At 59.4% G+C, this 25,280-nt stretch carries 18 protein-coding genes; 8 read left to right on the forward strand and 10 right to left on the reverse strand.

What is annotated here, in order from left to right; genetic code table 11:
* The first annotated feature begins 8 nt into the window (after positions 1 to 8).
* From SB753_RS11695 to SB753_RS11710, 4 genes are all read left to right on the forward strand, one after another.
* Positions 9 to 1,031 carry an alpha/beta fold hydrolase gene (locus tag SB753_RS11695; protein WP_410800251.1) on the forward strand — a complete coding sequence of 341 codons (1,023 nt, stop codon included), beginning with the start codon at positions 9 to 11 and terminating at the stop codon, positions 1,029 to 1,031.
* Between the two features lie 255 nt (positions 1,032 to 1,286).
* Complete coding sequence (gene drt3a / locus SB753_RS11700; RefSeq protein ID WP_410800252.1) at positions 1,287 to 2,873, forward strand: antiviral reverse transcriptase Drt3a; 1,587 nt, start codon at positions 1,287 to 1,289, stop codon at positions 2,871 to 2,873.
* The gene (gene drt3b, locus SB753_RS11705; RefSeq protein WP_410800253.1) at positions 2,866 to 4,854 is read left to right on the forward strand and encodes an antiviral reverse transcriptase Drt3b; all 1,989 of its coding nucleotides are present in this window, start codon (positions 2,866 to 2,868) and stop codon (positions 4,852 to 4,854) included. The genes drt3a and drt3b overlap by 8 nt, the downstream gene beginning before the upstream one ends.
* Positions 4,855 to 5,906: 1,052 nt before the next feature.
* The gene (locus SB753_RS11710; protein ID WP_408487944.1) at positions 5,907 to 7,310 is read left to right on the forward strand and encodes a methyl-accepting chemotaxis protein; all 1,404 of its coding nucleotides are present in this window, start codon (positions 5,907 to 5,909) and stop codon (positions 7,308 to 7,310) included.
* Between the two features lie 252 nt (positions 7,311 to 7,562).
* Here SB753_RS11710 and SB753_RS11715 read toward each other — a convergent pair whose 3' ends face one another.
* The 6 genes from SB753_RS11715 to SB753_RS11740 all read right to left on the reverse strand — a co-directional run bounded on the left by SB753_RS11715 (position 7,563) and on the right by SB753_RS11740 (position 15,249).
* Positions 7,563 to 7,838 (reverse strand): hypothetical protein, encoded by a 276-nt coding sequence (locus SB753_RS11715; RefSeq protein WP_204520967.1) that lies wholly within the window; start codon positions 7,836 to 7,838, stop codon positions 7,563 to 7,565.
* Positions 7,838 to 10,234: a DUF6531 domain-containing protein gene (locus SB753_RS11720; protein ID WP_410800254.1), complete on the reverse strand. Its 2,397-nt coding sequence runs from the start codon at positions 10,232 to 10,234 to the stop codon at positions 7,838 to 7,840. The genes SB753_RS11715 and SB753_RS11720 overlap by 1 nt, the downstream gene beginning before the upstream one ends.
* A 918-nt stretch (positions 10,235 to 11,152) precedes the next feature.
* Positions 11,153 to 11,968: an ABC transporter permease subunit gene (locus tag SB753_RS11725; protein WP_410800255.1), complete on the reverse strand. Its 816-nt coding sequence runs from the start codon at positions 11,966 to 11,968 to the stop codon at positions 11,153 to 11,155.
* Positions 11,968 to 12,897, reverse strand: coding sequence for an ABC transporter permease subunit (locus SB753_RS11730; RefSeq protein WP_310065065.1), 930 nt, complete (start codon positions 12,895 to 12,897; stop codon positions 11,968 to 11,970). The genes SB753_RS11725 and SB753_RS11730 overlap by 1 nt, the downstream gene beginning before the upstream one ends.
* Positions 12,894 to 13,994, reverse strand: a complete 1,101-nt coding sequence (locus SB753_RS11735) for an ABC transporter ATP-binding protein (protein WP_087753247.1) — start codon at positions 13,992 to 13,994, stop codon at positions 12,894 to 12,896. Before SB753_RS11735 ends, SB753_RS11730 begins: the two co-directional genes overlap by 4 nt.
* 154 nt (positions 13,995 to 14,148) lie before the next feature.
* Positions 14,149 to 15,249 carry a polyamine ABC transporter substrate-binding protein gene (locus tag SB753_RS11740; RefSeq protein WP_027804970.1) on the reverse strand — a complete coding sequence of 367 codons (1,101 nt, stop codon included), beginning with the start codon at positions 15,247 to 15,249 and terminating at the stop codon, positions 14,149 to 14,151.
* A gap of 556 nt (positions 15,250 to 15,805) precedes the next feature.
* Between SB753_RS11740 and SB753_RS11745 the strand changes: the two genes are divergently transcribed.
* The 3 genes from SB753_RS11745 to SB753_RS11755 all read left to right on the forward strand — a co-directional run bounded on the left by SB753_RS11745 (position 15,806) and on the right by SB753_RS11755 (position 19,098).
* Positions 15,806 to 17,101 (forward strand): Nramp family divalent metal transporter, encoded by a 1,296-nt coding sequence (locus SB753_RS11745; protein WP_020070191.1) that lies wholly within the window; start codon positions 15,806 to 15,808, stop codon positions 17,099 to 17,101.
* A gap of 293 nt (positions 17,102 to 17,394) precedes the next feature.
* The gene (locus SB753_RS11750; RefSeq protein WP_410800256.1) at positions 17,395 to 18,732 is read left to right on the forward strand and encodes a phospholipase A; all 1,338 of its coding nucleotides are present in this window, start codon (positions 17,395 to 17,397) and stop codon (positions 18,730 to 18,732) included.
* A gap of 162 nt (positions 18,733 to 18,894) precedes the next feature.
* Positions 18,895 to 19,098: a DUF1289 domain-containing protein gene (locus SB753_RS11755; RefSeq protein ID WP_020070188.1), complete on the forward strand. Its 204-nt coding sequence runs from the start codon at positions 18,895 to 18,897 to the stop codon at positions 19,096 to 19,098.
* A gap of 84 nt (positions 19,099 to 19,182) precedes the next feature.
* Here SB753_RS11755 and SB753_RS11760 read toward each other — a convergent pair whose 3' ends face one another.
* The 3 genes from SB753_RS11760 to SB753_RS11770 form a co-directional block, all read right to left on the reverse strand.
* Positions 19,183 to 19,836: an OmpW/AlkL family protein gene (locus tag SB753_RS11760; RefSeq protein WP_410800257.1), complete on the reverse strand. Its 654-nt coding sequence runs from the start codon at positions 19,834 to 19,836 to the stop codon at positions 19,183 to 19,185.
* A gap of 69 nt (positions 19,837 to 19,905) precedes the next feature.
* Positions 19,906 to 21,096, reverse strand: a complete 1,191-nt coding sequence (locus tag SB753_RS11765; protein ID WP_410800258.1) for an NAD(P)H-dependent flavin oxidoreductase — start codon at positions 21,094 to 21,096, stop codon at positions 19,906 to 19,908.
* A 129-nt stretch (positions 21,097 to 21,225) separates the two neighbouring features.
* The gene (locus SB753_RS11770; protein WP_410800259.1) at positions 21,226 to 22,650 is read right to left on the reverse strand and encodes an aldehyde dehydrogenase family protein; all 1,425 of its coding nucleotides are present in this window, start codon (positions 22,648 to 22,650) and stop codon (positions 21,226 to 21,228) included.
* Between the two features lie 168 nt (positions 22,651 to 22,818).
* Here SB753_RS11770 and SB753_RS11775 point away from each other — a divergent pair, with 168 nt between their 5' ends.
* A complete protein-coding gene (locus SB753_RS11775; RefSeq protein ID WP_087753196.1) occupies positions 22,819 to 23,313 on the forward strand; it encodes a hypothetical protein in 495 nt (164 codons plus the stop codon).
* Positions 23,314 to 23,424: 111 nt separating this feature from the next.
* Here the strand turns inward: SB753_RS11775 and SB753_RS11780 are convergent, their stop codons facing one another.
* Entirely contained in the window at positions 23,425 to 25,017 is a 1,593-nt protein-coding gene (locus tag SB753_RS11780; protein WP_027804968.1) for an ABC-F family ATPase, read from the reverse strand.
* Positions 25,018 to 25,280: the final 263 nt, after the last annotated feature.

Genomic DNA, 25,280 nt, shown 5'->3' on the forward strand with positions numbered 1-25,280 from the left:
CGCACAACATGGCAAGTAGAGAACCTCGGTCTTCGGTCTCGTCATCTACGAGACCATCGAACTCTGCCGCGCTGCCGCCGCGCTCGCTCGCCGCTCGCCTCGGCATTACGAGTGTGCCGCGCGACGAATTGCGGCGGCGCTACACGCAAAGCGGCTCCAGGTTCGTCCGGATCATGGGCGCGGACGTTCATTACGTCGACGAAGGCAGTGGCGACACCATCGTGATGATTCATGGTTTCGCGTCTTCGCTGCACACCTGGAACCGTGTCGCCGATGAACTCAAGCACACCCACCGCGTGATTCGTCTCGACCTGCCGCCGTTTGGCGTGACGGGACCGCTGCGTTCCAGTACCGGCGTCATTGAAACGATGAACCTGCCGACCTACCGGCGTTTCATCGACACGTTCCTGCAGGCGCTCGGCGTCTCACGCGCGGTATTCATCGGCAATTCGCTCGGCGGGCTTATTGCGTGGGACTACGCGGTGCGTCATCGCGACGCGGTCGAGCGCCTGGTATTGATCGACTCGGCCGGCTTCCCGATGAAGCTGCCCATCTACATCGATCTTTTCAATCACGCGCTGGTGCGCGCGAGTTCGCCGCGATGGCTGCCGGAAATCATCATTAGAAGCGCCGTGCGCAACGTGTATGGCGATGCGCGCAAACTCGACGCCGTCACGCTGCGGCGCTACGTCGACTTTTTTCACGGCGAAGGCACGCGCGCCGCGATCGGCAAGATGGTGCCGACACTCGATTTCGAAGAACTCGATACAGACGTGCTGACTACGCTCGCGGTTCCCACGCTCGTCTTGTGGGGCGCGAAGGACCGCTGGATTCCCACTGCGCACGCCGCCGAATTCGCCCGGCGCATTCCGGGCGCGAAGTCGGTCACGTATCCGGGTCTAGGACACATTCCAATGGAAGAAGCGCCCGAGCGCGTGCTTGCCGATTTGCGGGCTTTTCTTGGCGGGAATGCGAGCAACAGTGAAGAGTTGCTGCTCCGGGAAGAAGGCTCGCGACGCGCGTCGGTGTAGGGGCAGCGGGACGGCGCGCTGGGGGGGGGAAACGGGATGGGTTGGACTGGGGCTGATTGCCGAATCAAGGCCTTGCTGACAAATTCGGTCACGCGACTGTGACGCGGGGCTCAGTCAACTGGACTAGCCGGATTTGTGGCGCGAATTCGTTGGATTTGCTGGAGTGTGAGAGCGGCCGCGACTCGTCACTCGCCCGTCGTGTTACCCGGACGCTCAGACGTCGCCTCCACCCGGTAAACGGCAGTTCGATTTGCGATGGTTTCCGCTGCTTCATCGGCCTGTACGGCCCTGTCGGGCGAGAACATTCAAACATATCTCAGCGATGCGGAGCGGTTGGTGACGCGGGTCCGACAATGCGGATTCGGAGCGCGTCGGCGTCAAGGGTGGATCTCCGTCGGTGAGTCATGCCTCTTTCGCGCTGATCGCGGGGAATTTCGATTGCCGAACTGTTGCAACTTCCATGTGGTTTTGAAATCGCTGCCGTGGGCGGCTCGCCCAATTTGGGCTGCCAGACGTAGAATGGCGGTCTCACAAACGACGCCATTTCGCCGCATGTATGCAAATGAATATTCGCAACGAGCTTTGGATGTGTTGATTCAATCCGATGAAGTGTCCACGTTTCCCGTATTGTTGAAGAGGCATAACCGCGACGACTATGTGCGGCGCATCGCGGCAAGCGTGGCTGATAGGACGTTCCGCTTCGCGAGTTTTGAACGGCTACGTGTCGGTAAGTTCCAGGCATATGAGCCAAATAAACTGGGCGACCGATTGGTAATTCGTCGCCTCAATAACGTTCTGCGAAGAACATACCGAATTAAGCAATCGGATCGCAATGATGTCGTTCGGCAATCTGTGAAGCTGCTGACCGAGCCTGCAGAAAAGTATATTGTCAAGCTCGATATTAAAGGATTCTATGAATCCATCGATCGAACAAAGCTGCTAGGGCAACTCGATGACGATCAATTGCTCTCTGACCGAACTAGATGGTTGTTACGAGAGGTTTTCAAAAATCTAATTGCGCAAGTCCCTACAGGATTGCCGCGAGGAATCAGCGTCAGCGCCACTCTATCCGAAATATTGATGAGGCGGATCGACCAGAAGATTCGGCAAATAGACGGAGTCTATTTTGCTGCGAGATACGTCGATGACTTAATAATATTCAGCACAAGCAGGCCTGCGGGGATCGTGGAGAAGGTGCAAGCGTTGCTGCCAGTTGGAATGGCACTCAACGAGGACAAGACAAAAAGCGTCTTCGTCGGATGTTGTTGCTCTCACGAATGCGTTCACATTGCTACCGCTTGCCCATGTGTGCCGAAGTGCACCTGCGTTCCGGATCCACTTAAGCGGCGAGAGTTGAGTTATCTTGGCTACCGCATCAGTTTTAACAACATACCTAGCTCCCCCGAAAAGAAGAAACGTATGAAAGTGGATGTAGGCCTCTCGAAATCTAAGGTTAATCGTTACAAAACTCGAATTGTGCTCGCTTTTTTAAGTCACATTAAGAGTCCAAACTTTGAACTGCTGCGTCAGCGCATTCGATTCCTGTGCGAAAATTCACAATTCAGCGGCCCCGGACTCCGAGGACGGCTCAAGACGGGAGTAAGATTCAACTATCCGTTGATCAACGATTATGCGGAGCTGGTTGAGCTTGACCATTTTTTGAGAGCACAGATATTTTCGAGCATTGGTGCTTATGGCATGAGAATGACGGCATCGCTTAGCACGGGCCAAAAGGCAGTCCTAGCTGCTTACTCCTTTCGATCTGGCCATCAGAGCCATCGGTCTCGACCAGTTCATTCGACCGAGTTCGATGAAATAAGAGCCTGCTGGAAACATGCGTAAAAGAATCGACGTTGACAAAAGCGATCAGCATCGGATCGTGCATACGGAACTTCTTCCCTATGAAGTTCCCCTTTTTTTCAGCAATGATCGGCTATATACGTTCGCGAAGTCGGAGAGAAAAATGGTTGTGCCCGAGATCGTGCGTATATTCATGACGCAAGAACATTACACGGTTCCGTTCGAGTATCAGATTCGTCATGGTGCTGCCGGTAACCGGACCTTGGGCATCATACATCCAGCCACGCAGCTCAGGTTTGCCAACTTCTACAGCGACTATCATCAAATGTTACTGTCGCTGTGTGGTAGAAGCGACTACACGCTCCGGGCTCCATTCCGAGTAGCGACGCACTTCATCGAGCGCAATCTCGCCGCGCACGATAACGCTCTGGATGACGGTGACGTTGACACCGACGTCGGAGGTGAGAGTATTCCGCAGTTTGCCTCGTCCTATTTTTCATACGGCAGGTACTCCCAACTACATCGATTCATCGACTCCACAGAGTTTCTTGCGCTCGAATCAAGGTTCTCGAAACTCATGAAATTCGACGTAAAAAAATGCTTTGCGAGTATTTATACACACTCCATTGCGTGGGCAGTTAAAGGCAGAGAATTCTCCAAAGCGAACCGACAGTTCGATTCCTTCGAGCAAGATTTCGATCGCCTCATGCAAAAATCAAATTACGACGAAACTAACGGAATCGTTGTCGGCCCTGAGATATCTCGGATATTTGCAGAGATCATTCTGCAGCGCATTGATTTGAATATCGCAAGCACGCTATCGGAGCAAGGCCGCGCAAGCGAGTCATTTGCCATCAGGCGCTATATTGACGATTATTTCGTGTTCGCCAATGATGAAAAGTCGTTGCAAGATATTTTCGAGGTTGCGCAGCACGAGTTGCAATTCTACAAGCTGTATATCAACGAAGCTAAAACAACGAACGTTGACAGACCTTTTTCGACTCCCGAGTCGGCAGCGAAATCGGCGGTGCAGCAAGTCCTAACATCCACTCTATTAGGTTGGCTGAAAGAGGTTCGGCATTCTTTAGTAGCAGGTGAATTCGAAACGCTCTTACCCCGTAGCGTTGAGCTTCAACTGAGTGCTCCATTCCGGCTGACAACGCGTATCGCGCGTGACCTCAAGATCGCAGTAAAGCAGGCCAACGCTGATTTTTCTGTTACAACCGGCTATGCGCTCGGCGCATTTGCGAAGGAAATTTGGCGACTGCGGAAGCACTTAAATACCACCCATCTCGGCCCTCGACAGATAGATCTGGTCGCGAATCTGCTATTGGCAACCGTAGAGATTTTGGTGTTCCTTCTATCGATTGATTTCCGGGTTCGCCCTGCAATCCGCGTAGCTCAGTGTATGGTAATGTTGAACGCCATGACCCGTCGCGAAAACGGGCTCAACGCCAACATCACCGAGCGATTTGCGAGGCGAACCCACGATTTACTCGTCGCACGCTCTACAGAAGGCCCCGGCGGAGTGGAAGCGCTCAATCTATTAGCGACGATCAAGGTTATCCGGCCCGATATTCAGCTTTCAAGCAGTGATCTGCTTCAAGTGGTCGGCGGTGCGTCTGCGGTCTCGGCGCATAATCCTTACGTTGGATTTTCCTATTTTGACATCGTCTCTATCCTGTTTTACATGGCGGATGACCCTACTTTCGCGAGGGTCAGGCTTGCAGTCGAGAAGGAGATTGTCCGGCGATTCTGTGATGTAACGCAGTTGTCGAATCAAGCTGATCTGTGCATGCTATTCATGGACGTTGTCGGATGTCCGTGGGTATCCGAGGCTTCAAAGCAGGAGATCATAAAGTTGGCGTTCAGAAAGCTCAAGAATAGGGAGCCGCAGGTAAACGAAATTGGGCACGTGAAGTCGTTCACTTCTAGGCAGCTAGGATTCGTCGATTGGCATGGCATGTTGCACTTCGAGCGTATTTTGAATCGGAAAGAGTTGAAGAGCGTATATGACATGTAGTAGCCTACCGCCGTGAGGTGGTGAAGAACTTACGGATTCAAATACATTAGCCGTCCGGCCCGGTTTCACAGTGTCGTGCAGCATCGTCACTGGTGGTACGCCGGCTACTGACAGCCATACAGTTGGACGCGTCCAGTTGATGCTTGTGACCAGAGCATCGGTTAGAAGAGGAGTAAGGCATGTCGCTATGCGCTTGCTCCTGCGCTCACACGCCAGTAAGGGAGGCGGCACCTCACTCCCATCGATAGAATGCCTCGGGCACTTTGTTCGCGTTCAGCGCTCCCTGCTTGTCGGCGGGCCGGCGAAGAGTGGACCACCACAGACTTTTCTTGAAGGCCTCAAGCGAATCGGCTAAGGAAGTTTGCCAAGGGGCCCGTTCCAGTCACCTTGAGGCGTTTAGCCTGCCCGATAGTGGACCGTTGGGGCACACCGTTGAGGCACCATCCCCGAGCAGCCGAGTCCTCTGATGAGGCGCGTTAGCCAGCGAAGCCACTTGAATGAGCGTTCCACCCTGGAAGCGGCCGCAGTTGTCGCAGGGAGTGACCGCCCGCAACGGGTCGGTTTGAGTCGGTCCAACACCGCAAGACCCGCCTTCGCGAGCACGTCATCAAACTGCCCTGCGGGTCATGTACCAGCAACCAAGCGTCCTTTGATAGCAGCCCTAGCGCCCTGCCGTCGAGTTGCGCAAGACAATCACACGAGTCTCATCAGTCCAGTCTTTCCACTCTCGCGACTCGTTCCCCCGCCCCCTACCCCCCACCCCCAAGAAAACGCAACAAGCTCCAAAGAAACTTGCAGAGCATGACGAGCAGCTCCCACAAATGATAGAGCTGTTGCCAGCCCGAAACGCGCGCTAAGGAGTCGTACATCGTTACCGTCGAAAAAAGGGATGGCCACGGCCGCACGCCTGATTGCGGCTGTCGCGACGTCAAACCGCACATGATAGCGACTGCGGGATACCCCGTATCAAGTCCACCGAAAGCCCGCCGTAAACGCGTTGAGAAGACGCTGTGCGCCATCTGCCAGCGCCGTTAGCGTCAAAGGAGACATCCATGTCGCGTTTCAGCTTTCGCCGGCCGGCCCGCTCCGAGGCGGTGGTCGGCGATATTGCCTCGCAGGCGGGAAAACTCGGTATCGAAATTTGCGATGTGTCCGGCCACGTCGATGAAGTCGCCGCGCGCGTGCAGCATCAGGCTCAAGTCTGCAAGGCGTTGCGCGAGTCCGCCGCGCAGACGCTCGCGGGCAATCATCGGATCGCGACCGCTGCGCGAGGCATGCGCGAAGTCTCCGCGCATGCGGCAACCGGCGTGCAGGAATCGCAGGAAACGCTGGAGGCATCGCTCGCCGACATCCACGGTCTGGTGGAAGGCGTGACGGTAATCGAAAGCCAGATCGGCGCGCTGCGCAGCGCGCTTGCACACGTGAGCCGCGTCTCGGAAGAAATCTCCTTGATCGCGCGGCAGACGCATCTGCTCGCGCTGAACGCCGCGATCGAAGCGGCGCGCGCCGGTGAGTCCGGCCGCAGTTTCGCCGTCGTGGCGGCCGAGGTGAAAAATCTGTCGGCAAAGACCGCGCAGGCAACCGGTCAGATCGAGACGACGCTCGCGCAACTCACGCAGCAGACCGAGCAGTTGATCAACGAAGGCTCGGTGAACACCGAGCGAGCGCACCGGGTGCGTGAGGGCACGCGCAAGATCGGCGATGTCGTGCATGCAACGGGCGACGCCATCGCGCATCTGAACAACGAGGCGGAGCAGATCGCGGCATTGACCGGCGAGATCGAAACGCAGTGCGACGGACTCGAGGCGCAAGTGCTCGAAATGGCGACCGGCGTCGAAGATTCGAGCGAGAACTTCGTGCAGGCGAAGAATCGTCTAGGCAACTTGCTGGGCGTGTCGGAGACGTTGATCGAGTTGACAGCGGCGGCGGGCGTCGAAACCGCTGACACACGCTTCATCGAAGCCGTGCAGGAGGCGGCCGCCAAGGTAAGCAAGGTATTCGAGGCGGCTGTCGCGCACGGCGAGATTTCTCTCGACGATCTTTTCGATCAACACTACGTGCCCGTGCCGGGCACTAATCCGCCACAGTTCATGACGCGTTTCACTGCGTTCACCGATCGCGTTTTGCCGGCGATTCAGGAGCCGTTACTCGATCTCGATCCACGCGTGGCGTTCTCTGCGGCAATCGACGTGCGCGGTTACCTGCCGACACACAATCTGAAGTTCTCCTTGCCGCAACGCGACGATGTCGTTTGGAACATGGCCAATTGCCGCAACCGGCGCATTTTCAATGACCGGACGGGACTTGCTGCCGGATCGCATACAAAGAAGTTTCTGCTTCAGACTTATCGGCGCGATATGGGAGGCGGAGAGTTCGTTTTGATGAAAGATGCGTCGGCGCCGGTTTTCGTCCGCGGACGGCATTGGGGCGGAGTCAGGATCGGGTATAGGGTATAGGTGGTGGTTTGGGTTTTTAGCCTTGTCAGTCGGTGAACGCGGACCATGACCCGCAGACAACTAACTCTGCGGGGCGGGCGCAGACGCTCATGGGGACGACCGCAACCGGGCTCAGCACTGACTCAAAACTGCGCAGTCATTTGGAATACGGCCGTCACGCGCTCGGTCGAGGAAGCCCACGGCTAGGGACCGCGCAGGCGCGCCCGGACGATTGACCGAACACCGTTCGGTCAATCGTCGGACTTGGGCCTGCTAGTCTTCTGACGGCCTTTCTATCGGATGCTGCGTCAAATTCAGGTGCTGTCTAACTTCCGGCCGACCTGCTGCAATCACATTAAGCATTGCAACTCCCAGTTGCCGTGCCAGTTCATCGTCAAACCGGAATTCCTCATCATCGAGAAAAAACGGCACCGCCATCTTTCCCTCAATGAGCGGAGCCACTAGGACCGAGTCCACGGCTTGCATCGTCAATTGCCGCGGTTCGTCGGTATAGGTCAGCACAACGGTGTACGGTGGGTGATTAACCATTAATATCCCCTGCATTGCTGGTATCGCTCAAAAGCGTTCTCCTTGCACAGCGCATAATTGCGCTCGCCGCGAGGTTTAGCCATTAGTCTACAGGCGTCCAAATCCGCCTCATACATATCATGACACTTTGCCTCATGAGCATCCCTGCCCCCGCACTTGACCATCCCGCCGCCGTCACCATCGGCTGCAAACAGCGCGCTATAAAGCATTGACCTTTTTGCCGAACTGGTGAGGTCAGGCACAAGTACAGGATAAGGAACCTGCGACTGGTTACTCAGCATCAGTTCAGTTGTCTCACCCCACGCAGGGATAGCGTCGCTCAGTTCCTCGCCAAACAGCTTTTCCGTAAGCGCACCTTTCCATCGCATATAACATTCAACGCAGATGTCCGGAACACCTCCCCCGGAATCGGACTGCTGCAGTCCTGTTACGTTAGCCGGTGGTGAGACGGGGTCATTGCCCAGTTCCCAGTTGGTGAGCCACACACCAAGTTCGTCATCGCTTATCGGCTGCCACCATGCGCCGTTGGTTGACACCTGTGCCGTGTGTGAGGCGACCGCACCGCCAGGCCCATACTGGTACTTAACCAGCAGAACACGTGCGAGTCCGCCGTTAGCCGCGCTTGCAGGCTCTTTGTACTGAAAGCTCGATACGCGGCCGCGCTCGTCGTATCCGATGTTTGCCTGTCCGCTGTTACCTGCTATTTGAGTGGCCCGGTTCGCAATGTCCCGCTCGAGGGTACGCATCGACCACCCCGATACGGCGTCTTGGACGGTCGCGATATTTCCCCGAGTGTCATATGTGTACCTCCAGTCTTCAGTCGCCGTGCCATTCTTAACAACGGTGGCCGACAGCAGGCGTCCAGCCTGGTCATAGCGCGCTCCCACTGTCGTCTGATCGCCACTCCCGACCGCTCCCATCCCCTGCTCGCCAGTAAGATCGGTCGTTGCGCGCTCTGCGTAACCTGTCACATTGCCGGCCGGGTCATAAACGAATGCGCGGATCTTGCCTGGCGTTGCGACTAGATGCGGGCGCAACGAGACCGCGTCGGCATACTCGACGGTCGTCACCACCTTCTTTCCCGGGACTGTCGCGACTGCTTTCGTTGGCCGGTTGGCACTATCCCAACTGTACTGGACATTTCCGTCGGGAGATTGTCTTTGCTGCAAGTTTCCCGCCGCGTCCCAAGTTCGCGATTCCGTGCCTCTTGGTGTCGTCACTGTGCGAGGACGCAAGCTGTCCGAGACATCAAAGCTAAACGTTGTTGTTCCGGACATGTCGGCGAGCGTCGTATTGCCCCGACCGTATGTGAGCGACGTATTCCGCGTTGTATCCGGATGTGTGACCGAGATCGCCCGTCCGCTTGAATCGTAAGCCCAAGTTGCTGTACGGGAGCCCGATTCGTCTTTTGTTCCAGTCAATCCGTTAGGAAAGCGAGCATCCTCATAAAGATACTGACGGACGTAGCCGATCGGTGCGGTCACCGAAGCCAGGTTCCCATTCGTATCATACGAATAGTGCGTGGCATAGCCAGAGGGAGGCACCACGCTCGTTATACGACCACTGCTATCGTACGTAAGAGTGAAGTAGAGCATCGACGCGCTTTGTCCGATGCGATCGACGGGCCACTGTCCGACAGAATAAATTCTTTGGCCATCGTAAAAGACCTCACGGTATACACCAGTCCGGCTTGTTTCTGACTTCAACAGACCAGTACTGGCCGAATATCTTTCTGTCGTACCAAGCCGGTCGTCTTTTAGATAGAAGTATCCGTCGCCACCGTTCGTCAGGGATATACCTGGAGTCCCGGGAACAGTCCACGCGCCACCGCTCAGCGTGAAGGCAAAGGGCTGCTGATCACCTCGATAAGCAACAATTCGAGGCACGCTCGCATTTACCGCGGCCAAGTCGATCCTTCGCTGCCAGTTGTTAACCCAGTTGCGACCCATCAATGTCTGCGTCGTGTCGTACGGCTTCGAAAGATAAGTACGCCTAAAAACAAGCGGAGAGGCATCGCCACTCGCAAAGTCACTTTCGGTAACTCTGACAATTCCCTTGCCCGAGAGGACCGGGTCGGCTACTGGACACGAGTCATCTGGCTGAGGCGGAACAGGTACACCTCCGCAATAATCTCTGATCCAGTCAGACGCATTTTGACAGTTGTAATAGTTAATAGAGTTATATGGATCATCATCGCCCGTTGTCATGGGCGACGTCCCAGCGACCTGAACTGCGCAGGTCGGAGTGCCGGGGATCCCAAGGGACTTCTGATACGTCTGCATGCATTGCATGTAAGTCGCCGCATCAACACCAACGGCTGACGCCAGCAACACGGATGCGACCGCAAGGCGGGCGGAGCCGCCGCCCCGCCTGCTGAAAAGTTGCCATGCTTTCATGCCTCTCCCTAATTGTTAGGTTTTGCCGATTCGGCTTGCCCACTCTTAGCGAGATTGAAATGCACGTCTATCCGACAACTCCTAAAGTCAAGCACCGCTTGCGCTCGTATGAAATAGTTCTTCTGCGCCGACTGACGTAGTACGTCGGGCTTCGTCTACAGGTCTATCGGTCGCCGCGGTATGAGGCGGTGGAAAGGAAATAGCAATATATTCCGGTGAGCTTCCACCGGAAGTTCCGGTTATCAGCGACACGCATCTCCGTGCAAGTCACAAAAGGTCAGGCATCGTACATCGCTTTCCTTACCGACGATGGACACGCGTACAACATGCAGCGCGGGACCAGCATTCAACGGGGGCGAAAAAGATGCCGCAAGGAGATCCGCCGCCGCGAGTCTATGCTGCAGGATTCTTGCGGAAAGACGGAAAAGGATAATTTTGGCACTCCATGATAAAAATGCCGGATGGACGCCTGCTATCCACGCCGCAGCAGGCGATCACCTTACTCATGAAGGTGTGTGCAAACCGTAACGGTTCTTATAAGCGAATCAATCGTCGCGATGCTTTGCGCGTCAATTTCAGTCATCGACATGTAAACCGTAAGTTGACGACTTGAGTGTCAAATCGCTGGGAGTTTTCACCAGCGCGGAAGCGCTTGCACGACTTTTTTTGCAAGCTATCGGCACATCGACCCACACGACAGATGCATTTATTCGCTAAGCAGCACGCTTAGCTCATCTTCAACTGCCGGGCACAAAATCATAAATCGAGTCGGCGCATCGACAGGTCTGACGAGAGTGGGGGCCTGCACTGTCGATGTTGAAAAAGTTTGCGGATAGTTCTTTAGAAGCTGCCGCATTGGCGGGAAAGGCTGCGTATGGTTCCAGCACCGACGAAAGCACAATCGAAAATCATAAAACCCTAGGCCACCTGCACCCTCCTCCTCTCCGCCCGCTGCATAAAATAATTAACCGCCACCACCCCAACGGTCACGACGGCAATAAACAGCGTCGCCAACGCATTCATCTCCGGATTCAAGCCGAGCCTCACGCGCGAGAAAACCACCAGCGGCAAAGTCGTCGACCCAGGCCCCGACAGGAACGCGGACAAAACCAGATCATCGATTGACAACGTAAACGACAACAGCCACCCCGACACCAGCGCCTGCGAAATCAACGGCAACGTGATCGAGAAAAACACGCGAAGCGGCGTCGCCCCGAGATCGAGCGCCGCTTCCTCCAGCGAAGGATGCAACTCCTTCACGCGCGACTGCACGATGATCGCCACGTACGAAATGCACAGCATCACGTGTCCGATCCAGATCGTGAATATGCCGCGCCCCGCCGGCCATCCGAGCCACTTCGCCATTTCGATAAACAGCAACAGCAACGAAATGCCCTGAATCACCTCGGGAATCACCAGCGGCGCGTTGATCATGCCGGTATAAAGCGTGAAGCCGCGAAAACGCCCCATGCGCGCGAGCACGAAGCCCGCCCATGTGCCGATAATCACCGACGCAAACGCCGTCAGCACCGCCACCCTCAACGAGAGCCACGCCGCAGCGATCAACTCGTCGTCCTGCAATAACGCCGTGTACCAGCGCGTCGAAAAGCGCGTCCATACGGTGACCAGTTGCGATTCATTGAACGAGTAGACGATCAGACTCACAATGGGCACATACAGAAACAGAAAGCCCAACGCCAACGCGGTGAACTGCAAAATCCGGTTCGGCTTCATTAGCGTCTTTCCTCCATTGCCTTCGCCTGCGCATACTGGAAGAACGCCATTGGCACCAACAGCAGCAGCACCATTGCACACGTCACAGCAGAAGCCATCGGCCAGTCCGCATTGTCGAAGAACTCATTCCACATCACACGGCCGATCATCAGCGTATTCGCGCCGCCCAACAATTCTGGAATCACGTACTCGCCGACCGCCGGAATAAACACGAGAAGGCAACCGGCGATAATGCCGTTCTTCGAGAGCGGCAAAGTAATCTGCCAGAACGCTTTCCAGGGCTTCGCGCCGAGGTCGTATGCGGCCTCCAGCAAAGTCATGTCCATTTTCACCAGGTGCGCATACAGAGGCATGACGAGAAACGGCAGATACGAATACACCATGCCGATATAGACGGCGGTATTGGTGTGATACAGCTCGATCGGCGAATGAATCAGACCGATCGACATCAGGAAATTATTGAGCAAGCCGTTGTTCTTCAGAATGCCGATCCACGCATAAACGCGAATCAGAAACGATGTCCAGAACGGCAGCATCACGGCCATCATCAGCAGATTGCGGCGCGCCGGATCCGAACGCGCGATGTAATACGCCATCGGATAGCCGATCAGCAGACACAGCAGCGTCGAGATCGCGGCAACCACCACCGAATTCACGTACGTCGCAAAGTACAGGCTGTCCGTGACGAGAAATGCGTAATGCGACAGGTCGAGCTTGAGGTTGATCGCGCCGTCCACGAAACTCGTCAGTTCGGTGTACGGCGGAATGCCAAGCTGTAGATCGGCAAAGCTGATCTTGACGACCAGTAGAAACGGCACGAGAAAAAACAGCAGCAGCCAGACGAACGGACCGGCCACGACCGCGGTGCGGCCAGTCAGGTTGAAGCGCCGCACCGGCCAGTTGAACAACGAATTGAACTGGCGCTTCATGACGTGAGCACCACACCGGCCGACGCGCTCCAGCGCACGTACACCTCGTCGCCCCAGGTCGGCGGATCGATCTCGGTGAGCGCGAGGCTCGTCACATTGGCGATCACCGTTTTGCCGCTGTCGAGCTTCACGTGGTACAGCGAATAGCCGCCCATGTAAGCAATATTGGTGACGACGCCCTTGCCCCAGTTGTATGCACCCTCAGGCGGCTTGCGCGTCAGCGCAATGCGCTCGGGCCGCACGGAAATCGTCACCGGCATGCCGAGCGGACCGGTAATGCCGTGATTGACATACAGGCGGCAAGTGAGATCGGGCGTTTCGATAAAGACGTGATCGGGCTCGTCTTCGACCGTATGTCCTTCGAACAGATTCGTCGAGCCGATGAACTCGGCCGAAAAGCGGCTATTCGGATACTCGTACACCTCGTGCGGCGTGCCGAGCTGCACGATCTCGCCTTCGCTCATCACGGCGAGACGGCCCGCCATCGTCATGGCTTCTTCCTGATCGTGCGTCACCATGATGCAGGTCACGCCGACCGTGTCGAGAATGTTGACGAGCTCAATCTGCGTGCGTTGGCGGATCTGTTTGTCGAGCGCGGACATCGGCTCGTCGAGCAGCAACAGCTTGGGCCGCTTCACGAGAGAGCGCGCCAGCGCGACACGTTGCTGCTGTCCGCCCGAAAGCTGATGCGGCTTGCGGTTTGCGAAGCGGCCCATCTGCACGAGTTCGAGCGCAGTCTGCACGCGGTCCTTCAATTCCGCCTTGGGCACGCCTTCCTGCTTCAGACCGAACGCGACGTTCGATTCGACCGTCATATGCGGAAAAAGCGCATACGACTGAAACATCATGTTGACCGGCCGGCGATACGGCGGCAATTGCGCAAGGTCCTCGCCGTCGATCAGGATCTTGCCGGAGGTCACGGTTTCGAGTCCCGCCAGCATACGCAGCAACGTGGACTTGCCGCAGCCGGAACTGCCGAGCAGCGCGAACAACTCGCCCTTCTTCACCGACAGATTGACCTGCTTGACCGCCACGGTCTCGCCGAATTTTTTCACGACGTCGACGATCTGCACGAAGTTCTCGGCTGCGTCGTTCATCGCGGCGTTGCCGCCAGCGGACGGCGCGGCCACCCGGTCCAGCGCGCCCGACTGCTCACTACTCATCACAATGCTTTACTCCGGCGTTTGACGAACAAAGCCCCCGGTGGACACCGAGGGCTTCTTGATGATGCTTACCCATTCACCGGCCGGGTTAGCGGCCGGACTTGAACTCGGTCCAGAGCCGCGTCTGCAGCCGCTGGACTTCAGGCGGCAGCGGCTTGAGCAGGAACAACGTCTTGATGACGTCGGGCGGCGGGTACACGGCCGGATCGTTCGCGACGTCCTTGTCCACGTACTTGCGCGCTTCGAGATTCGCGCTCGGATAGTAGACGGCGTTGGTGATCGCGGCATGGACCTGCGGCGTTTCGATGTAGTTGATCCACTCCAGCGCGGCTTCCTTGTGCTTCGCGTCTTTCGGGATCGCCATCACGTCGAACCACACGGGCGCGCCGCCCTTCGGAATGTAGTACTCGATCTTGTACGCTTTCTTCGCCTCGATCGCGCGATGCTTGGCGATCACGACGTCGCCGGACCAGCCGTATGCGAAGCACACGTCGCCGCCGACCAGGTCGTTGATATAACCCGACGAGTTGAACTGCGTGATGTACGGACGGATCTTCTTGAGCATGGCGAGCGCGGCGCGGTAGTCGGCCGGGTTCGTGCTCATCGGATCCTTGCCGATGTAGTGCAGCGCGGCGGCGAACATCTGATCCGGCGCGTCGAGCACGGACACGCCGCAAGCCTTCAGCTTCGAGATGTTTTCAGGCTTGAACAGAATGTCCCAGTTATCCAGCGGCACGTTCTTGCCGAGGATCTGCTGTGCCTTCGTGACGTTGTAGCCAAGTCCGGTCGTGCCGTATGCCCAAGGCACCGTGAACTTGTTGTCCGGATCGGCCCCCGCGACGAGCGACATCAGCGAAGGGTCGAGGTACTTCAGGTTCGGCAGTTTCGATTTGTCGAGCGGCGAGAAGATGCCCGCTGCGATCTGTTTGCCCGCGTAATTGCTCGTCGGCACGACGATGTCGTAACCGGAATTGCCGGTCAGAAGCTTGGCTTGCAGCGTGTCGTCGCTGTCGTAGTTGTCGTATTTGACCTGGACGCCGGTCTGCTTGGTGAAGTTCGGAATGGTGTCCTTGGCGATGTAATCGGACCAGTTATACACGTTGAGCTGCGTATCCTTCGCTGCCGCCGTCAGCCACGGCGCCGCGCACAAGACCAGCGCAGCCACTTGCCCCACTACCCGTCTTTTCATCCCGTTCTCCGATCCTGACCGGTCCGAACCGGCCGTCCTCACGCATGCCGCGGCGCGGTGCGAACGCAGCGCCCCACGGCTCCCCTGAAAAACCCGAAAACTACCACCAATTATTGCGCGGTCCAAAAAAAACGCCGCATTGTCGCGCAAACGGTACAGCGTATGCCGCGCCGCCGGAAAATGGGCGCAATTTTAGCGGGTTATGAGCGCGTGTCTACCCGAAAAAAACCCCGGCGCGCGGCACGCTGCGAAGTTGCCGCCGGAGTAAGGCTGCGGGCCGGCGAGCGCGGGCGCTTTGCGCCGCCTGGCCGGACGCCGCAATGCCGCTGGCTTTACGGCGGCATCGCCCGACGACGCAATGCCGTGCGACGGAGCACAATGGCTGACAGGCGCAGATCGCGGCGGCTGACTCCGGTAGCGTGTGCGGCCGTCCGCGAGACCCGGCAGCGCGCGGCAAGCCTTTCTGCGAGGCGCGCCGCGTTGCAGGCTCGGGGCTCACACAAGCCCCGCGGGCACGGCCCTTGCGGAAACAGGCAGTCTTTGACCTCAGGCATCCATGAACACCAATCCGTTCGCGCTGCGCCCTAACCGCCGTCGACGTCTACCCGAAAAAGGACCCGCGCACTGGTTCTCGTTCGTCGGCGCCGGGGCGCTGATCGCGGTCGGCTATATCGATCCCGGCAATTGGGCCACGGCGCTCGGCGCGGGCGCCGGCTATGGCTATCAGTTGCTGGGCATGGTCGTGCTCGCGAGCATGATGGCAATGCTGCTGCAATGGCTGTCGTCGCGCCTGGGCGTCGTAACCGGGCGCGACCTCGCGCAGGTTTGCCGCGAACATTCGGGGCGGCGCCGCACGATCTTTCTGTGGCTGACGAGCGAGGTCGCGATCATCGCCTGCGACGTCGCCGAGGTCGTTGGCAGCGCCGTCGCGCTGCAATTGCTACTGGGAGTATCGCTGACTGTCGGTGTGCTGATGTCGGCTGTCTGCACATTCGCGCTGCTCGCGCTTCAGCAGAAAGGCGGCCGCAAGCTGGAAGCGGTGATCGCGGCGCTGATCGGTTTTGTCGGCTTGTGCTTCGTGATCGAACTGGCGCTCGCGCGACCCGACTGGCATGCGGCGCTGGCGGGCACGGCGCCGAGCATCGAGCTATTGCGCAACGCGGGGATGGTGTGGCTCGCGGCGGGCATCGTCGGCGCCACGGTGATGCCGCACAACCTCTATTTGCACTCGTCGCTCGTCAAGCATCACGCGCCCGACAGCAGCGACGCGCAGATCAAGGCCGCGTTGCATGTCGTCAACATCGACACCATCGGCTCGCTCCTCTTTGCCTTCGTGATCAATGCAGCGCTGCTGATCGTCGCGGCGGCCGTGTTTCATGCGAGCGGCCATCGCGACGTCACCGATCTCGCGGACGCTCACCGCCTGATTGCGCCGCTGCTGGGCACGCACTGGGCCGGGATTCTGTTCGCGTCGGCGCTGCTGGCGTGCGGCCTGAGCGCGACCGTGACCGGCACGCTGGCGGGCCAAGCGGTCATGGAGGGCTTCCTGCAACTGCGCCTGCCGCGCTGGAAACGCGCGCTGCTCACGCGCGCGCTGGCCATCGGGCCGGCGCTCGTGGCCGTGACGATGTACGGCCAGGAGGGCTCCAACCAGTTGCTGGTCGCGAGCCAGGTCGTGCTAAGCCTGCAATTGCCGCTGGCGGTCGTACCGTTGATCCGTTACGCATCGGATGCACGTCTGATGCGCGGCTGGCGAGTGCACGGCGTAGCGCTGGTGCTGGCGTGGATGTCGGCCACCTTCATCATCATGCTCAACGGAGCGCTGCTCTGGCAGGTCGCGTTCGGCAATTGAGGGCGCCTCGGCGTTAGACCCGCTTGTAATGCAACTTCGCCGGCGGTTGCAGTCAAGTTGTAAATAATCTTTTAGTATTCAACCTGTGCGGCGCCGCCGATTGCCGAGCCGCCGCACCGTGCTGCTGTGAATCACGGTGGCTGCCTGCGGTTCTCGTAGCCGCCCGGCAGCCATTCTTTTGCCACCTCCTCGCCTCTCGCATCGACGCGGCGGCGAAAGCAGGCGCCGCGCATGATCTCATTCGAGACGCGCCGCGTCGTTTCGCTCGCAGCCTCGCTCCTGGACGACAGCCCATGCACCTTGTTGCTTCATTCGACCGTTTTGCTCGCCGCATCTTCGTGACGATTCGCCGCGCTCATCTCTCTCCACGCCGCAGCAGACTCACACTGGCTTTCACCGTCTTCGCATTGTCAGGCGCGTTGCCGGGCGAGGCTGCCGCCACAGTCGCGATGCTGCAGCCCGCGCGCATCGCGGCGGCCCGTGAGCCGTTGCAGCTCACGCTGCTCTATTCCGCCGACGACGGCCACCCATTAACCGTCACCGTGCCGCAAACCTTGCGCGTGAATCTGACCGGCGGCGAACAAGCGCCGCAGCCGCTCGAACTCGCGCGGGAAGCGGGCGTGCCCGACACGCTGCGTCTGCGGCCGGGGCAGTTTCGCAAAGTGCGTTTTTCAGCGCCGTGGCCGGAATCGGCGCGCGGCGAGATGCGTATCGATCCGGTCGGCTTCGATGCATCGCCGGCGCTCGTCGTGATAAATCGCGGTCCGCAGCAGGAGGCGATTGCGCAGGCCGAGCGCAGCGAGACCCAGGCGAGCACGCCCGCGCAGGCTGCGGCGACGGCGGCGGCGCTCGACGGCCCCACGGGCGACGCCATCTCGCCGCCCGGCGACTCTCTGTCGACCACCGGACGCGGCGTGTTCGCGCACGTCTCCTACTACGAGCCGATGTACTTCGCCGTCGGCCACAACGGCGACACCAACGCGCGGCTGCAACTGAGCTTCAAGTATCGATTGCGCATTCCCGACGACCTGCGCTCGAAGGCGTTCATCGACAATCTGTACTTCGCGTACACGCAGACGTCGATATGGGATCTGTCCGCCGAATCCCGGCCGTTCCGCGACACCACCTACTCGCCGCAACTGTTCTACTACGTGCCGGACACAGGCTGGCGCAGTCCGCTCTTTACGCGGATGGGCTTCGCCGCAGGCGTCGCGCATGAATCGAACGGCAAGGGTGGAGCCGATTCGCGCAGCATCAACATGCCGTTCATCCGCCCGACGTGGGAATTCGGCGATCTGACGGCCAACCATCTGACGGTGTCGCCGAAAATCTACTATTACTTCGGCAAGGAAAGTAACCCCGACATTGCGGACTATCGGGGCTATGTCGATCTGCTCGTCAAGTACGGCAGCCCCGACGGCTGGCAGCTTGCGACCACGCTGCGCAAAGGCACCAAGCACTGGTACGGCAGCGTGGATACGCAATTCACCTATCCGCTCGCAAAGTTGCTGAACAGCGCGTGGGGCGGCTACTTGTGGATCGGCTACTTCAACGGCTACGGCGAAGACCTGCTCGACTACAACAACCGTCAGCACTGGATGGCGCGCATCGGTTACAGCATTGCGCGGTGACACTGAGGATCAGGCAGCGGCGCGCTTGGGCCGCTGTGCTTGTCAATGCGCTTGTCGACGTGCAACTGACTGCACTTTTCGATACGCTGCCCGGCTCGGCGGGTCTCATGCTTCGTATCGGTTAACATAGCGGAACTCCGCTTCCCTGCTGCAAGGTTTCCGATGGCTTCCAACCTCCACGCTCTTCCCGACAGCCCGTGCATCGGCGTGTGTTCCACGCTGTTCGACGACATCTGCAAAGGCTGCGGCCGCACCGCCGGCGAAGTGTCGAACTGGGTTTTTCTCAGCGACGAAGAAAAGCGGGCCGTATGGGTACGCATCGAGCAGGAAGGCACGGCCATGCGCTTTCAGAACGACAAGCTTTGAAACTTCGCCGGAATAGTCATGCAGAATGTTCCGGCAAAGCTCGCTCGATGCCGGCACGATGCGACTGGAAGCGCCCAGAAGCGACTAGAAGCGCATACCCACACCTAGCCCCACCACCACCGGATCGATGCTCACGCGGCCAAGCGGCTGACCGTTGAGCGACGCGTCCGTATGCATCCAGATTTTCTTGATGTCCGCGTTCACGAACAGCGACTTCGTCACCTGGACGTCAACGCCCGCCTGCAACGCCGGACCGAAACTGTGATTGCTGATCGACACCGGCTGCGCGCCGACGTGCAGACCGTTGTTGTAGAACAGCGTGTAGTTCAGACCCGCGCCGACATACGGACGCACGCGCCCTGCGTGATTGAAGTGATATTGCAGCAGCAATGTCGGCGGCAATACGTTTACGCCGCCCAGGCCGCCGACGCTCGACGTGAGCTGATGACGCGACGTGCCGAGAATCAATTCGACGCCGAGATAGTCGCGGATCATGTAGGTCAGATCCAGTTCAGGCACGGTTGCGTTGTTGACGCCGACGTTCAGCGCGGACAGCGTGCCGGTCGTGTCTACGTTCGGCACGATGCTGATCGCGCGTAGACGCACGAGCACATCGCCGGCGTGAATGCCGCTCAGTGTGTCGTCGCCGGCAGCATGTGCCTGGGGCGCTACCGCGGCCGCGAATAGCAGGCTCGATGCAACGGCGGCGGTCCTGATCCTGTTGAGCGAGAGTTTCATCTACTTCCCCGATTGTTGGTCATGTGCGGGGATTGTCGAAGCTCTAGCCGCGCGGCAAGTTGACTCCCGTCAACCGGGCGAGAAAGCACAGCGCCCTGCGACAGCCGGTCGCGTCACGCCGGTCAGCAGCAGTTCGAGCAGATCGTGCACGCTGCGAATCGCCGGGCCGAACGGCAGCGCTTCTTTACCGCGGAAAAAGAGACCATTCGCTACGTCACCACGCAAGGCCGCCGCGAGCCGCGTGTCGATGCAAAAATGGCCGAACTTCTCCACGCCGTCGCGCCAGCCACACACGCTCAGACACTCGAGCGCCGTCGGGCACGCGTGTTTGAGCGCGCCGACCTTGTCGCGAATCCTGCTTTCATGCCGCAAATAGCGCGTGAGCCATGGCGTTTTCACCGCGCGGGCGGGCAAGCCGGTCACGCTGACGAATTCGACGATATCTTCCGGCGCCGCATCGGCGAGCACGCGCTTGAAATTCGGATGCGCGTCGCCTTCCTCGGTCACGGCGAACGGCGTGCCGAGTTGCACACCGTTCGCCCCCGCGTTGAGCAGCGCGCGCACGGCCTCATGGCTATTGATGCCGCCCGCGAGGATCAAAGGCACCTGCTTGCGATCGAGCCCGAGAGAGACGAATACGGCGTCGAGCTCCTGCAGAATCCGCATGAAGTCAAAGCGCTGATCGTTCATATCGGCGATGTTCGCGACGCCCAGATGACCGCCCGCGTGCGCCGGATGTTCTATCACGACAGCGTCGGGCAAGCGGCCTTTTTTCATCCACCTTTTCAGCACGAGCGCAACGCCGCGGCTGTCCGACAGGATCGGAATCAGCGCGATATCGCGGCCTTGGGTCATCTCCGGCAGGTCGAGCGGCAGACCCGCGCCCATCACGATTGCATCGGCGCCGCTTTCGCAAGCCACGCGCACGTAATCGGCCTGCGCGCTGACCGCCTTCATCACGTTGACGGCGATCATGCCGCGGCCTTCGCTAAGCTCCTTCGCCGCGTGGATTTCGCGTGCGAGCGCTGTGAGGTTGGCCTGTTCCAGCGTGGCGTGGTCGGCCGACCGGCTGCAACGCTCGACGAGGTCCGGATGGTGATGGCGCAGATCGATGCTGGCAATGGTGCCGAGCGCGCCCTCGCGTGCGACGCTGCCTGCGAGCCGGTGCGCTGAGATACCGACGCCCATGCCGCCCTGCACGATCGGCAGTAGCGAGCGGCCGCGGATAACTAGCGGTGAAAAGGAGTGAGACTGGAGCATGACTGATCCGACGGACGATTAGCGAATCGCCGATCATCGTCCGTCGGCCGCAGCCGGGGTTGCGTCAGGTCAAGCAGTGCGCGAATGAGGTTCGCGCGCGTGCCGGGTGCTTGACGCCGGTCATCCGGATCAAACTTTGAACTGCATCGATTTGAGTTCGAGGTATTCCTCGAGCCCGTAGACGCCGTTTTCGCGTCCAAAGCCCGATTGCTTGAAGCCGCCGAACGGCGCGGCCATATTCCATGCGCCGCCGTTGATGTCGATCTGGCCTGTACGGATGCGGCGCGCAACACCTTGGGCGCGCTCGTCGCTGCCCGCCCACACCGCGCCGCCCAGTCCATACGGCGAATCGTTGGCAATCCGAATCGCCTCTTCTTCGTCCTTGTAGGTCAGAATGGACAAGACCGGGCCGAAGATCTCCTCTTGCGCGATCGTCGCTTTGGGATGCACCCGGCCGAACACAGTAGGCTTGACGAAGAAGCCTTTCGACACGCCGTCGGGCAGCCCCGCGCCGCCGGTCACCAGTTCGGCGCCCTCCTCGATTCCTTTCGCGATGTATTGCTGCACTCGCGCCTGCTGCGCCGCGGATGCCAATGGCCCGAGGCGCGTTTTCTCATCGCGCGGATCGCCGGCTGCATATGTCTCGGCCACCTGTTTCGCGAGCGCTCGCGCTTCGTCGTAGCGAGCCTCGGGGACCAGCATGCGTGTGTGTGCGGAGCACGTTTGCCCCGAGTTCAGGAAGCACGCGCCGACGGTGCCTTTCACCGCGGCGGCGAAGTCGGCGTCGTCGAGAATCACCGAGGCCGACTTGCCGCCCAGTTCGAGCGCGACGCGCTTGATCGTCGCCGACGCCAGTTCCGCCACACGCTTGCCCGCGCGCGTGGAACCGGTGAACGACACCATATCGACCGATGGATGACTCGCGAGAATCTCGCCGACGACCGGCCCGTAACCGCTGACGAGATTGAACACGCCGGCAGGCAGCCCGGCTTCGTGAATCGCCTCGGCGAGCACAAAGGCATTCAAAGGCGCGATTTCCGAAGGCTTGAGCACGACCGTGCAACCGGCGGCCAGCGCCGCCGCCACCTTCAGCGTAATCTGATTGAGCGGGTAATTCCAAGGCGTGATGGCGGCGACCACGCCGACCGGTTCGCGCACGACAAGCGAATTGCCGACGCGCGTCTCGAATTCGAACTCGCCGGCGAGTTTCGCATACGCGTTCCAGTTGTACACGGGGCTGCCCACCTGAATGGCGCGCGAGAGCTTCAGCGGCATGCCTACTTCGCCCGCGATCAGCGCAGCCAGTTCATCGGTGCGCGCTTTCAGGTTTTCCGCAATGCGCCGTAAATACTCGCTGCGCTGCGCAGCGGGCGTCGCGGCCCAGCCGTCGAAGGCCACGCGCGCAGCGGCAATCGCGCTTTCGGCATCGGCTTCGACGCCCTCGGGGATGCGCCCCATGACTTCCTCGGTGCCCGAATCCACCACGTCGATCGTGCCGGTGCCACAGGGCGCAATCCATTTTCCGTCGATATAGAGTTTGTCGTAGGTCTTCATGATGGTCGGCCTCTGTCTGCGGACATTAATGGTCCTATTGTAATCAGCGTCGCGACGAACGCGCCGCCGCCCTGGTCTGGAATCCGGGTAGCCAATAGCGCCGCGCTCGCTTACTATCCGGCTTCAAAAGAAAGCGCCCGCCCCGTGGCGTTAGACGTCGAGACCAACATGAACCCCACACGACATCCGAAACTTTCGCTGATCGCCGCGCTGATGGCTATCGCCGTGACAGCAGGCACCGCGCGCGCGGCGGAATCCGCGCCGGACGCGGCATCTGAAGCTGAACTGGACCTCACGAAAGAGGCCGCGCATCCAGTGGCCGATCTTCCCGCCGGCCTTGGCAACTTCTGCTTCTTTGCACGGCTGCCGCCGGCGAGTCAGAAGTACAAGGTCATCAAGAACGTGAAGATCGGCAAAGGCACCTACGGCGGCGTCGCGGACATCCTTCCGAAAATGGCGGAGTATGCGCAACTGCGCGGAGCCGATGCAATCGTCGAGTACAGCGGTTCGCAGCGCTTCGGCTTCTGGCCGTGGCGGATGGTCCGCCCCGTAGTGCGCGGCGTCGCCGTGCAATGGACGGAACCGAGGCAGGCGGATTGCGAATCGATAGGTGGCACGAAACTAAGCACGATCCTGTCATCGGGCCAGCCGCCGGCCAAATGAAAAACGGCGGCCCGGCATGCACAGGCATGCCGGACCGCCGTTCCTGGAAGCCATGTTTCCGACGGGCACACCCGGCGGTCAATGGCTTCGCCAACCCTGCTTGTCAGACGCTTACTGCACGCCTTGGCTCGCCAGGAAGTCTTCGTAATTCCCGCCGAAGTCGTTCAGCGTGCCGTCGGTCTTCACTTCGATGATCCGGTTGGCCAGCCCGCTCACGAACTCGCGGTCGTGCGACACGAAAATCAATGTGCCTTCGAACTTGTCGAGCGCGATTTGCAGCGACTCGATAGATTCCATGTCCATGTGGTTGGTCGGCTCGTCCATGAGCAGCACGTTATGGCGGCCCAGCATCAGCTTGCCCCAGATCATGCGGCCCTTCTCGCCGCCCGACAGCACCTTGACCGACTTGCGGATGTCGTCGGCATTGAACAGGAGACGGCCCAGCGTGCCGCGCACCATCTGCTCGTCGTCGCCTTCCTTGCGATAGGAGTCGATCCAGTCCATCAACGTGACGTCGTTCGGAAACTCTTCGTACGTGTCCTGCGGCATGTAGCCGACGTTCGCATTCTCGGCCCACTTCACCGTGCCGTGATCGAGTTGCAGATTGCCGAGCAGCGAGCGCAACAGCGTGGTCTTGCCTGCGCCGTTCTCGCCGATGATTGCGATCCGCTCACCAGGCTGCACGCTGATGCTGAAATTATTGAAGATGGTGCGCTCGTACTTCTTCGAAATGCTGTCCGCGACCACCGCGATGTTGTGCAGCTTCTTTTCGAACTCGAAGCGAATAAACGGATTCTGCCGCGACGACGGCTTGAATTCCTCGATCTTGATCTTGTCGATCATCTTCAGACGGCTGGTTGCCTGGCGCGCCTTCGACTTGTTCGCGGAGAAGCGGCGCACGAAGTCCTGCAGGTCGGCGACACGCTCCTTCGCCTTCGCATTCGCGTTCTGCTGACGCTCGCGCGCCTGCGTGCTGGCCAGCATGTAGTCGTCGTAATTGCCCGGATAGACCTTCAGCGTGCCGAAGTCCATGTCGGCCATGTGCGTGCAGACCTGGTTCAGGAAGTGTCGATCGTGCGAGATGATGATCATCGTCGAGTTGTACTGGTTGAGCACGTCTTCCAGCCAGCGGATCGAGTTGATGTCCAGGTTGTTGGTCGGCTCGTCGAGCAGCAGCACGTCCGGCTTCGAGAACAGCGCCTGCGCGAGCAGCACGCGCAGCTTCCAGCCAGGCGCGACGTTGCTCATCGGGCCGTTGTGGTCTTCAATCGCGATACCGATGCCGAGCAGCAGTTCGCCCGCGCGCGCCTCGGCGGTGTAGCCGTCGTATTCGGCGAACTTCGCTTCGAGTTCGGCCGCGTGCATGTAGTCGTCGTCGGTCGCGTCGGGGTTCGCGTAGATCGCGTCGCGCTCGGTCATGGCGGCCCACATTTCTGCGTGGCCCATCATCACGACGTCGAGCACACGCACGTCTTCATACGCGAACTGGTCCTGGCGCAATTTACCGAGGCGCACGTTCGGCTCGAGCATCACGTTGCCCGAGCTCGGCTCCAGATCGCCGCCCAGGATTTTCATGAAGGTGGACTTGCCGCAGCCGTTTGCACCGATCAGGCCATAGCGGTTCCCTCCCCCGAATTTGACCGAGATGTTCTCGAACAGGGGCTTTGGCCCGAATTGCATGGTGATGTTGGCAGTAGACAGCACGGCGCGTCCCTTTGAATGTGATATCGGCGAAAAACCCAGCATTTTAGCAGGTTATCGCGAATCCAGCCCACGCGCGATGCGTGGCCGGCCGGTGACGGCGCGCGGCGTCTGAAAAATGTCGATGAACGCCGAAAACCGGCTCGCGTCGGCCTGTCCGCGCGCCGTTCACACGATCAGCTGGCGCCAGGCACGCGGCAAATAGCGGCATCGGCCCTTCCGGCCTGGTTGAGCGGGCACGCCCCATGCAACATCGGATCGTCACG

This window comes from Paraburkholderia sp. SIMBA_053 (assembly GCF_046534895.1).
Lineage (GTDB): Bacteria > Pseudomonadota > Gammaproteobacteria > Burkholderiales > Burkholderiaceae > Paraburkholderia > Paraburkholderia caledonica.

What these genes read in the sequence shown, in the direction of transcription:
- SB753_RS11775 (WP_087753196.1), top strand. Translation starts at nt 22,819, where the DNA reads ATGAACCCCACACGACATCCGAAACTTTCGCTGATCGCCGCGCTGATG.
- drt3b (WP_410800253.1), top strand. Translation starts at nt 2,866, where the DNA reads ATGCGTAAAAGAATCGACGTTGACAAAAGCGATCAGCATCGGATCGTG.
- SB753_RS11725 (WP_410800255.1), bottom strand. Translation starts at nt 11,968, where the DNA reads ATGAAGCCGAACCGGATTTTGCAGTTCACCGCGTTGGCGTTGGGCTTT.
- drt3a (WP_410800252.1), top strand. Translation starts at nt 1,287, where the DNA reads ATGGTTTCCGCTGCTTCATCGGCCTGTACGGCCCTGTCGGGCGAGAAC.
- SB753_RS11710 (WP_408487944.1), top strand. Translation starts at nt 5,907, where the DNA reads ATGTCGCGTTTCAGCTTTCGCCGGCCGGCCCGCTCCGAGGCGGTGGTC.
- SB753_RS11715 (WP_204520967.1), bottom strand. Translation starts at nt 7,838, where the DNA reads ATGGTTAATCACCCACCGTACACCGTTGTGCTGACCTATACCGACGAA.
- SB753_RS11695 (WP_410800251.1), top strand. Translation starts at nt 9, where the DNA reads ATGGCAAGTAGAGAACCTCGGTCTTCGGTCTCGTCATCTACGAGACCA.
- SB753_RS11740 (WP_027804970.1), bottom strand. Translation starts at nt 15,249, where the DNA reads ATGAAAAGACGGGTAGTGGGGCAAGTGGCTGCGCTGGTCTTGTGCGCG.
- SB753_RS11765 (WP_410800258.1), bottom strand. Translation starts at nt 21,096, where the DNA reads ATGCTCCAGTCTCACTCCTTTTCACCGCTAGTTATCCGCGGCCGCTCG.
- SB753_RS11745 (WP_020070191.1), top strand. Translation starts at nt 15,806, where the DNA reads ATGAACACCAATCCGTTCGCGCTGCGCCCTAACCGCCGTCGACGTCTA.
- SB753_RS11750 (WP_410800256.1), top strand. Translation starts at nt 17,395, where the DNA reads ATGCACCTTGTTGCTTCATTCGACCGTTTTGCTCGCCGCATCTTCGTG.
- SB753_RS11735 (WP_087753247.1), bottom strand. Translation starts at nt 13,994, where the DNA reads ATGAACGACGCAGCCGAGAACTTCGTGCAGATCGTCGACGTCGTGAAA.
- SB753_RS11770 (WP_410800259.1), bottom strand. Translation starts at nt 22,650, where the DNA reads ATGAAGACCTACGACAAACTCTATATCGACGGAAAATGGATTGCGCCC.
- SB753_RS11760 (WP_410800257.1), bottom strand. Translation starts at nt 19,836, where the DNA reads ATGAAACTCTCGCTCAACAGGATCAGGACCGCCGCCGTTGCATCGAGC.
- SB753_RS11730 (WP_310065065.1), bottom strand. Translation starts at nt 12,897, where the DNA reads ATGAAGCGCCAGTTCAATTCGTTGTTCAACTGGCCGGTGCGGCGCTTC.
- SB753_RS11755 (WP_020070188.1), top strand. Translation starts at nt 18,895, where the DNA reads ATGGCTTCCAACCTCCACGCTCTTCCCGACAGCCCGTGCATCGGCGTG.
- SB753_RS11720 (WP_410800254.1), bottom strand. Translation starts at nt 10,234, where the DNA reads ATGAAAGCATGGCAACTTTTCAGCAGGCGGGGCGGCGGCTCCGCCCGC.